The following is a 9662-nucleotide window of genomic DNA, read 5'->3' as shown; positions in this document are numbered from 1 at the left end:
ACCATCCAGATGAAATTATCTATGAAATCATAGAGTAATGCATTTTTTCTGTTACAAATTCGATCAATTATTTGTAGCAAAAAATTGCTACTATATTGCTACGCCATGCTACATTTCAAATGCTGAAAAAACACATCCCGAAATATACAAAAGAGGATGTCATGAGGAGTGGTCTGAGTTATCTGGTGTTGCTTATTTTTGTACGCCGCCATTTTTTGTAAAGAGTTCCTAATTTAAAATATTCTTATATAAAAAAGGAAAATGATAAAAAATGAAATAGCACGTGCATTTTATTTTTGGTTGCAATATGTAGCAAATAGTAGTGTCTATGTAGCATGGTTATTGCTACATATTTGTGGGGTATCTTGATGCAGGGATAGTGATATAATCCTTTTACACAGGCAACTTACAAGGCAATATAGATCTTTCATCAATAAGATGTAGCAAATGTAGCGATATATGGAAACCTCTCAGAGGTGATGCGCGATCAGCTAAATATTGAGTATCCATCAAAAGGGACATTGATAAACTAAGAAAAATTATTGATATCAGGATTATGAGTGAGAAAAAACATAAATTATTTAGGTTACAATAAAAATATATTCATCTTAATAATTGTATTGAGAAAAGAAAATACTATTCATTAATAGAACATGAAAGTTATCTGATAACAGAATGTAACTTAAAATTTATATGGTCAATAGCATGTCAACTAAGATTGAAACAGCTCGAATGATTTTGCGTTTAATTAACGAAGATGATTTAAAAGAGGTTGCTGAACTTAATTCTGATCCAGAAGTAAGGAAATTTTTTCCTGATGGAGTCCAAGACACAGATCAAACTGCGAAAAGAATAAAAGAATTCGTTAGTTTTTATAAAGAAAAAGGACTTCCTTGTTTTGTTATTTTTGATAATTCTTTAAAAGAGTTCATAGGACGTTGTGGATTTGGTCCAATTGAAACCGGAGAAATAGAAGTAGGTTATCTGTTGCATAAAAAATTTTGGGGGAAAGGATATGCTTCAGAGGCCTTGGAAGCACTATTGAAATGGGCTAGTACAAATATCGACTCAGAATATATTATTGCTTTTGCACCAGAAGGTCATATTGCGTCACAACGTGTTATGGAAAAGTGTGGTATGGAATATTACAAAGATGGGTATGGCCATGGTGTTATGTGCAAATTCTATCGTATGAAAAATAAATAGCATTATGCAGTACAAGAAATTGAGATTTACCAATAAGAGTTGATAGTTTATAGAACCTTATGGAATGTAAAAATATTGGATTCCTTCCTGCTAAAAGGTGGGGAAATGAAGAATAAAAATCGCAATGTAATTAAGGTATAATTTAATGGAATTAACACAGCAAAAACGGCTTCTATCGCATGTAATTTCTCCAGAAAAAATGGAACATATAATTCAAAAAATTACTGAGAGAATCAAATGCGAAGGAGATAAACCCTCGTTTTTGTTACTGAATTAATGTTTCATAAAAGAAGTAACAAAATGTCATTACAATAATAAATATGTATTTTTAAAAAATGACAAAAATTGATGTAATTACTAGTAGTTATGGGGAGTTATTCAAAAATGGCGTTTAGAATTAGGAATTTTATTGTTGGAGATGAAGTAGAAATTTATAAACTATTTCATGATGCAGTTCATTCTATTAACTCTAAAGATTATGATGAAGTGCAGCTAAATACATGGGCTCCGAAGGAAGCTGATTTGGAAAAATGGAGAGAGTCTTTAGAAAGAAATTATACTCTTGTGGCTGTAGAAGAACAAACAAACGTGATTGTTGGCTTTGCTGATTTAGAGAAAAATGGACATATTGACCGTGGATATGTTAATAAAGATTATCAAGCAAGAGGTGTTGGTCTTGCTCTTCTCAAAGCATTAGAACAAAAAGCTATTGAGTTAGGGATGAAAGAGCTATATGCGGATGTGAGCATCACGGCAAAGAAATTCTTGGAATTCAAAGGATATGTCACTGAAAAAGAACAAACTGTCTCTATAAACGGCGTAAAGTTTATTAATTATTTAATGAGGAAAAAACTATAAGCAAGTGATGGAAAAATGCAGATTCTTACCACCGCCGATGAGAGAAAAAAATATTTTTATTAATATTAATACTGACATGGTTAATTAAACTGAGATTTGATAACTTTTTACCAGGATCGGGGCCGTACCCCAACTTTAACCGATCATGTACGTAGTAGGTGTGGCGAAGTCAGAACACTTGGTGTTTCACCTCATTATAGAGGACAGGGTATTGGAAAGATCTTACTTCCCTATAGCTTAAATTATTTTTCAGATAAAAACTACCAAAACTGTTATCGGACTGTTGCGACACAAAATAATAGCGCGCTTCGTATCTATCAAAACCTTGGTTTTTCAATTGCAAAGCATTTTCAAGTTTACTGTTGGAAATTTCTTAACAATAGTTAAACCTCAGGTTTGGGGCTAGTCTAGCGAATTGTAAAAAGACCTAAAGAGAAATAGAAGTTTTTTAGTAAGTAATCGTTCATCATTGTTTATATCATCTCAACCCGAAACGCTTGATAAGAGGGTGATTCATAGGGATGAGCTTTCTTTAAGGCTGCAACAGCAGCTTTGATTTGCTCTTCAGTACAGATAATTTCTACTTTATATTCAGGCACTCTCTCAAGTTGATTGATTGTTCCAATAAAAGCATGGCTGCCAGGTAATGGCATAAACTGCCCCTCGCCTAATGTTTGCCACGCACAATGCTGATAATGATCCACACTTCCTGCCCCTGTATCAAAAATAGCATTTTTAACAATTTCTAAATGTGTTTCTGGAACACAAAAACAAAGCATGTACATGATATCACCTATGGGGAAATTAATTCTGTTTTCCAAGAGTTGCTTATCTTCGTATAACGAATTACCTCAGAAAAAGAAATGGAGCCGACTGTGTAAAAAATCCATGTTTTTGGGATGAAGCGGAAGCCAAAATAATCCTCACTCATAGGGATAGAAAGGCTTGCAAATTGATCACTCAATTCTTTTTTCCTTGTTTCCAATTGGCCTAAATCTTTAATGACAAGACCTGAAGTAGGGGCATAAGCAGAAAATCTTAATTGGCGTTCACGAGGAAGAGTTCTCCAAAAAGCTTCATTTTCTTCTTGGGAAATGGGTATTGCTGTTCCTTCTAAAATAACTTGTCGGCTCTGCATTGCAAATAAAAAATTTAAACAGGATTTAGGGTTATTTAATAATTCAGCAACCTTGCGTGTTTTTTGTTGAGTAAAAAATAATAGACTCTCGGTTTCAATTTCGCGAATGGCCACCACTCGACTATGAGGATCACCTAAGCTGCTACAAGTGCTTAAAACAGCACAGAAAGGATCCTCAATCCCTCGTTCTTTTTCCTTGTTCAACCATTCTTTTAGCATGTCAAAGGGCACAAATTTCTCCTGTTAATTGGTGTACTATGGTTAATGTATCAAGTTGAACTTATACTTTGAATGCACGAGGGTTCACTTCCACCATCGTTTTTGAACCTGATTTTACAATGCGTATTTGATTGTGTTCCACTAATAATTCAACTGCATGGTCGCGTTTTATTTTATCTCGCAACGGACTTAATTGTTGAATGGTTCGTAACGTTGTTGAACTAATATTCTTTTCAATAAACCAGCCCATAAGTTTTAGGGCATCGGAAAACTGCAAAGAAACGGTTTCGGTAGGCATAATTCGCCGTGCTTCTTGCAAATGCCAATTAATTATTTCAATAGCATTTTCGGTATGCTCTACACTAATATCCCCATCGCGTCCTTCAAAGAGATGAAAAAGTGCTGCAAGCCGCGCTGTATTTTCAGCCGCTTTTGATGCGAAATCAACGATATCGACCCACTGGCCTTGAGGTTTTAACCCTGCTTCTACCGCATTAAAAAATAAAATCCATTGTTGTTTTGCGGCCATACTCATTTTCAACAATGGAAGTTGAATACAACCTTGATGGCTTAATTGTTCTGACTGATTTAAGCAGGCAGTGACGCGTTGGTCATAATAGGTTAGAGAATGCAAAGAAGCAGGCGGTTCTTGGTAAAATCGATTTCCCATACTATTGGCAGGATAAGCCATGAGACAACGAGCTAAAAAACCGCTTTGTCGACTGATACCCGAAGCTTGCTTGGTAAGTTGTTGTAAGATAAGCGGTTGCATCATCAAGTTAAGTGTTAAGCGCCGATTTTCAATGGTAAATCCTTGCGTTGTTTTACGATGCGCGGTGAATGTCTTACCGTCCCACAAACGATTAAGCAAAGCTACAAAACGAGTCGGATTACCTTGCATGCTATGGCTACCTAAGATGATGCCTGCCTCATCAGACCAAAGGGAAGCGGAAGGCCAACCTTGAGCCAAATGAATGGCCAGTGCCTCTTGGGTCGCATCTTCAAAATAAAGAGTGGGTTGCAAAGGAATTTCCGGCTCTTGATGAATTAATTCATCAAGCATTTCTTTGGCATAATCAGAATCTTCCCCCGTATAAGTTGCACGTTTGATTTGAGAGAATAAACTATCTTTTTCCATTTGCCATACTTGATGTTGCGTTAGTGCTGATAACACTTCAGGCTCGCGCCTTTTACGAATCAATGTCTCCCAGTGACGCGCTGCTTTCGAAAAAACATTATCTGCAGCAGTTTTTCGGGTGCCAGAGCCGCTGGCAATTAAAAAATAAAGTGATACTGGACTAATTAAATAGTTGTCTCGCGCCACATTAGCAAGTGATTGGCATGATAGTGACATATTAGCCAAGGCGCTGCATGCAATCAAAGGCAGGGGTTGCTGTCCATATTGTTGATAGTCGATTACGGCTTTTCTTACAATTGGGGGAAGTGCCTCAACTGGATAAGGACAGTCAGGGGCTAAGATTGGAGAAAGTGGAATAGGTTGTCCCCATCCGACATTTTGGTGGACATTATTTTTGATCTCTAATTCATTCTGTTCAATAGTCATTGTGTTAGAAGATGAAGTTTTGGTTTCTGATTTTACCAGTAGCGTCTGTATGATGTAAAATTAGTGGCCTGGAATACAATATAGATGTCCTTTTATTATTGAGCATGAGATTTGAAGACGCTTTGATAAGTTTCTTTCCATTTTATCCTGGACAAAGTCGATTTTTTTGAGCAACCCAAACCGTTGCTTCTCCACACTCTGGGCCCCTAACGTTATGTACAAGGATTTTAAAATGGCACTCTAGAAGGATTTGAGTATATTCTTCGGAAGAAAGGGAGGCATGATATAAATCATATCCTCCATTATCACCCCAAACTTCTCCATACTCCGGTCCGGAAGTAAATATTAATAAACCATTTTGCTCCACTAAAGAGGCAAGGGATTTTAATGTTTTTCGTTGATCGTCATGAGGTAAGTGAAAGAAACTATGCCAGGCAATGACTGCATCGAATTTCTCTTGCAAATCTAAAGCCCTCATATCAGCAAGTAGCCATTTTGCATTTGGGAATCTTTTTTTGCATTGCTCAATCATTTTTTTACTTGCATCAATGCCTGTTACTTTATACCCTTGTTTCATTAAAAATTGGGCTATGGGTTCGCCCGTGCCACAGCCAACATCTAAAATAGTTCCTTTGGATGGAATCTGATTTTGTAGTAGTTCCAAATAAAATTGCTCCATTTTGAGCTCTTTATTGCGGTGACTATCAAACCACTCAGAAATTTCATCATAAATAAGGTAGACGTTGTTTTTATTTCTTTTCTTGATTGAGGGATTAGTTCGATATTTCAATTGAACAAAGCCACCGCCAATACATTTAGTTTCAATATGCTCCAGTTCGATGTCTTGTGCCAAAGGTCCAAATAACGAACGCCCAGAGCCGAGCAACACTGGTGCAATGGTTATTGTTAATTCATGTATTAAATGCGCGGCTATAAAATTCTGGACAGTTATACCGCCATCAATATAAAGATGTTTAAACCCTTCATCAGTTAAGCGCTTCACGAGCTCAATAGGTGTTTCGGAGGAGGTTGAAACATGTTTTAAATGAACAGGAATTTTTATGGGTTTGCTGCTCATCACTACAACTGGAAGCTCACCATAAGGCCAAGGATTAAATGATAATACTTTCTCAAAAGAATGCCTACCCATAATGAGTCCATCGACCGTAGATATGAACTCTTTATAACCACCATCCTCACCAGATGGCACAAGCTCATTTGCTTTGGTTAGCCAATCAATAGAACCATCATCTCTTGCAATAAAACCATTAAGACTTGTAGCAATAAAAACAGAACACTTAGCAAGCATAATCGTTTATCCTTTGTATACAGACTTATTGATTGAGTTCAGAGTCGATTCTTTTTGAAGTCAGATGAAGACTCTAGAAGTCCTAAACTTAAAGCTCCTGGAAAAACAGTATCATGATCCATATTATTTAGAACATTAAAAGCAGTGCTTAAATTCCTGTGAGGCTTGCTCATGATGGTTTCATTCAATAACTTTAAATCATCTATCATTTGGTAATCGCCTTTATTTTCTTGGTCGCCGATAATAAAGCAAACACGAGTATTTTCTTCAAGATTAAAATTTTGCTTTTTTTGAGCTGCTTTTAGCACCAAATGATTATCATACCAGAGAGAGGGGCTAACGATAATGTAACGATTAAATATTCCAGGATGGTGGACTAATAAATATACCCCAAATAATCCACCGTAAGAATGACCGACAAAAGTAGCGGTTTTATTAACTCTATATGTCTGGTGAAGATATGGAATAAGTTCTGAATGAATAAATCGATAAAATGATTCGGCACCACCCGAGTATTTTTGATATTCAGCTCCATATCCTCCTGATCCAACATAACTTGGTGTGTAATCTCTGGTTCTATTTTTCTTATACTCATTAGGATTTGCATAAGCTATCCCAACAATAATGGAGTCGTTGATTCTATTTCGGTCAGATAAATGCTCACTAATTTGTTTGGCTAATGCAAAGCTGTAATCAGCATCTAATAAGTAAATAGTTGGATAGTCTTTTTTGTTAGAATCATATTCTTTGGGGAGACTAATATATAAGTTATATTTGATTCCATTGATCTTTGAAGGAAACTCTTTGGTTAACGTATGATGTAAGCTAAATGTATTCGTGTATTTTTCCTCTAGCGGATTACTTTGTATCTTCGTCGATATGCTGGCTGCTGCCATAAGGCTTAAGGAAGATATTAAAATGAACAAGGTGAACATTTTTTTCATAAACTAGCCTCGCAAAGACTTTAAAATAAGAGCATTCATTTGTTTCTGAATTACCTCAGGCCCACGGTCACATAAATCAATATGTTTGGCTTCAGGTAGTGGAATAATTGTTATGGCTAATTGTTTTAACGACTCTTGAGAAGGCAGTACGCCTTCATCTGCCTTAGTATCATTTCCACGCAGCGATAAAATAGGTGTTAGCCCGGTACGTGGAAAAGGCATGCGCAAGCTATCCAATGATATAATTTTTTTCACAAATTGAGGATGGTTTCTTGCAAACAACATGGCAATATCACCACCATTCGAATGACCAATTAATGTCACTTTAGACAAGTTTAAACTGGGGTTGATCCGGCTAAGCTCTTTGATTACGTAAAGTATATTGGTACTTCCTCGTTCCCATAAGGGTTTGCGTCGCTCAAATAAATTGCCAGTTTGAGCTAATGGGGGATCTGATTTTAGATCATGCTGGATGCTTACAACAAAATAACCGTTTGCAGCAAGTGCATTGGCTAAGAATGAATATTCAGTATCGCGTACAGTGTATCCATGATTAATGATGGCAACGGGTAGTTTAATAATACCAGCATTTGCTTTCCCCTGTGATTCATTACTCACATAAATTTTAACTGGAATAAGTCGTTTGCGATCTTTATCATAAAATTTAATGGTCTTAGTTGAGATAAATGGATTGTTATCAGGCTCTGGATCCTGAGACCAATCAACCACTTTCCCGCGGGTAAAATCCCATCTATAAAGCCAAGAAACCCCAAAATGGGCATAGTAAGAATCAGCGGATAGATAGGCTTTATCCTGTAGTGCATCATCTAGGCTGATAAAATGATAACCGTATTCTTGGGCTATAGTTAAGAGTGATTCAATGGCTAATGAATTAACAAGATTGGCATGAAGTAGCCAAATCTGATTAATATTTCTACCAAACATTTGTTTAGATGCGCTTTCATAAAAGGCAAATTTAGCACGTGTATGTTTCAAGTAACTTTGAATGATTTTGTCTTTATTTTGAGGAAACTCATGTAATTGTTGGTTAAATTTCCAATCGTCAGTGTCTATAGTAACTGGAGCAACTAGGTATCCTTCATGTTTTAAAAACGACTCAAATTGAGAGCGAATCTTGAATGTTTCACCTGTATCAAGGTAGGGGTGCCTAAAGTAACGGTACTCTCTACCTGCACTTTGCATTAATTGTTTGGATATTTTAGAGCCATTAGTCACTTCGGCTTTAAATTGCTTGGTTGTGATGCTACTTAAGGACAGATGCGAATAAGTATGATTTCCCAAATCAAATCCGTTATCCACCCATAATTTTAGGAGATTTATTTTTTCTTGAGTTTCATTAGTGCGGTAGAGTTTCCCTTCATTCACAAATCCAATTGCAGGTACTCTATATTTGATAAGCGCATTTACTATTTGCTGATTTATTTGAGCTTGTTCCTCTATAGATTCTTCGATTGAAGCAGGTAAATCATCAAAAGTAATTGCTATTTCACTGGCGTAACCAAAAGCTTGATAGCAAAATAGGAATAGAGCTTGTGCTATTAATAAAGAAATGTTGGATTTCATGTATTATTTTTCCAATTCATTAATTAAGTAAAATAATTGATTCAGGGTCTCATTTTTCGCTCTGAAACTGGCGAAGGTTACATGTTTTTTACTATCTGCAATGTGTTTCGTAAAGGTAATCACACGACCATCTTTCTCAATCCAGCCGATGAACCATCCGTGTTGTAGTGATAGTTTTTGGCTTTTGTCTTTTGTTAACTGTCGACCATTCCCTGTTTTTCCATACAGTTTCCAACCACCCGCTAATTCTTGAATATATAGAATGTCTTTAGTCATAGTGAAAGCTTTGGGATTCACGGATAGTTTTTTATTGACTATTTTTTGCAGAAACTGAATTTGCTCACTTGGTGAGATGGCAAGCGAGCTTGATAGCCAGGAATGGGTTAATCCATTATTCTGACCTTTGTCGCCGGAAATATCCTGATTGCCATAGTGAAATGCATCAACATAATTCTTAAATCGAGTCATACCTAATTGTTGTGTTAGAACTTGTGAATACCAAACACAGGAATCTCTTATCCAGGTACGTGGATTATGAGGATATTTCCAAACATTAAGATAAAGTTCATATTCTTTTTTGTACGGCCATTCCGGATTGAGTGTGTCTTTTAATATTCCTGAATCAAAACCCATAAGACTCAAAGCAATTTTAAAGGTTGATTCTGGCGCAAAACGCTTATTGCAATCTTTACCCTCGTGCTTTAGCACAGTTTGATTTTCCTGTACCAAAAAGCAAGTACTTTGGGCCCAAATAGTTCCGCAATAAAATAGTGTCAACCATAGAAGTACGCTTAGTTTCTTCATAACAACTCCAACATCATGTGAATTTATATCGATATG

General features: G+C 36.2%; 10 protein-coding genes. 3 read left to right on the top strand and 7 right to left on the bottom strand.

Annotated features, from left to right (window positions below; genetic code table 11):
• Window positions 1-705: 705 nt before the first annotated feature.
• From Lani_RS16240 to Lani_RS21220, 3 genes are all read left to right on the top strand, one after another.
• Entirely contained in the window at window positions 706-1206 is a 501-nt protein-coding gene (locus Lani_RS16240; protein ID WP_014845068.1) for a GNAT family N-acetyltransferase, read from the top strand.
• Window positions 1207-1590: 384 nt separating this feature from the next.
• Entirely contained in the window at window positions 1591-2064 is a 474-nt protein-coding gene (locus Lani_RS16235) for a GNAT family N-acetyltransferase (RefSeq protein ID WP_014845069.1), read from the top strand.
• Between the two features lie 96 nt (window positions 2065-2160).
• Complete coding sequence (locus Lani_RS21220) at window positions 2161-2451, top strand: GNAT family N-acetyltransferase (RefSeq protein WP_076547508.1); 291 nt, start codon at window positions 2161-2163, stop codon at window positions 2449-2451.
• Between the two features lie 86 nt (window positions 2452-2537).
• On the opposite strand, the gene Lani_RS16230 is transcribed toward Lani_RS21220, so the two are convergent.
• From Lani_RS16230 to Lani_RS16195, 7 genes are all read right to left on the bottom strand, one after another.
• Window positions 2538-2849 carry a YqfO family protein gene (locus Lani_RS16230; RefSeq protein ID WP_019350456.1) on the bottom strand — a complete coding sequence of 104 codons (312 nt, stop codon included), beginning with the start codon at window positions 2847-2849 and terminating at the stop codon, window positions 2538-2540.
• Between the two features lie 8 nt (window positions 2850-2857).
• Complete coding sequence (locus Lani_RS16225; RefSeq protein ID WP_014845071.1) at window positions 2858-3433, bottom strand: pyridoxamine 5'-phosphate oxidase family protein; 576 nt, start codon at window positions 3431-3433, stop codon at window positions 2858-2860.
• Window positions 3434-3482: 49 nt separating this feature from the next.
• Window positions 3483-4985 (bottom strand): YfjI family protein, encoded by a 1503-nt coding sequence (locus Lani_RS16220; protein WP_014845072.1) that lies wholly within the window; start codon window positions 4983-4985, stop codon window positions 3483-3485.
• A 142-nt stretch (window positions 4986-5127) separates the two neighbouring features.
• Entirely contained in the window at window positions 5128-6294 is a 1167-nt protein-coding gene (locus Lani_RS19920) for a methyltransferase domain-containing protein (RefSeq protein WP_014845073.1), read from the bottom strand.
• A gap of 38 nt (window positions 6295-6332) precedes the next feature.
• Window positions 6333-7238, bottom strand: a complete 906-nt coding sequence (locus Lani_RS16205) for an alpha/beta hydrolase (protein ID WP_014845074.1) — start codon at window positions 7236-7238, stop codon at window positions 6333-6335.
• Between the two features lie 3 nt (window positions 7239-7241).
• Window positions 7242-8822 carry an alpha/beta fold hydrolase gene (locus Lani_RS16200; protein ID WP_014845075.1) on the bottom strand — a complete coding sequence of 527 codons (1581 nt, stop codon included), beginning with the start codon at window positions 8820-8822 and terminating at the stop codon, window positions 7242-7244.
• Between the two features lie 3 nt (window positions 8823-8825).
• Window positions 8826-9626 carry an oxacillin-hydrolyzing class D beta-lactamase OXA-29 gene (locus tag Lani_RS16195; protein ID WP_014845076.1) on the bottom strand — a complete coding sequence of 267 codons (801 nt, stop codon included), beginning with the start codon at window positions 9624-9626 and terminating at the stop codon, window positions 8826-8828.
• Window positions 9627-9662: the final 36 nt, after the last annotated feature.

Source organism: Legionella anisa, from assembly GCF_001467525.1.
Classification (GTDB): Bacteria; Pseudomonadota; Gammaproteobacteria; order Legionellales; family Legionellaceae; genus Legionella; species Legionella anisa.
Note: the sequence above shows the minus strand (reverse complement) of the source record. Positions and strands in the feature narration are given on the sequence as shown.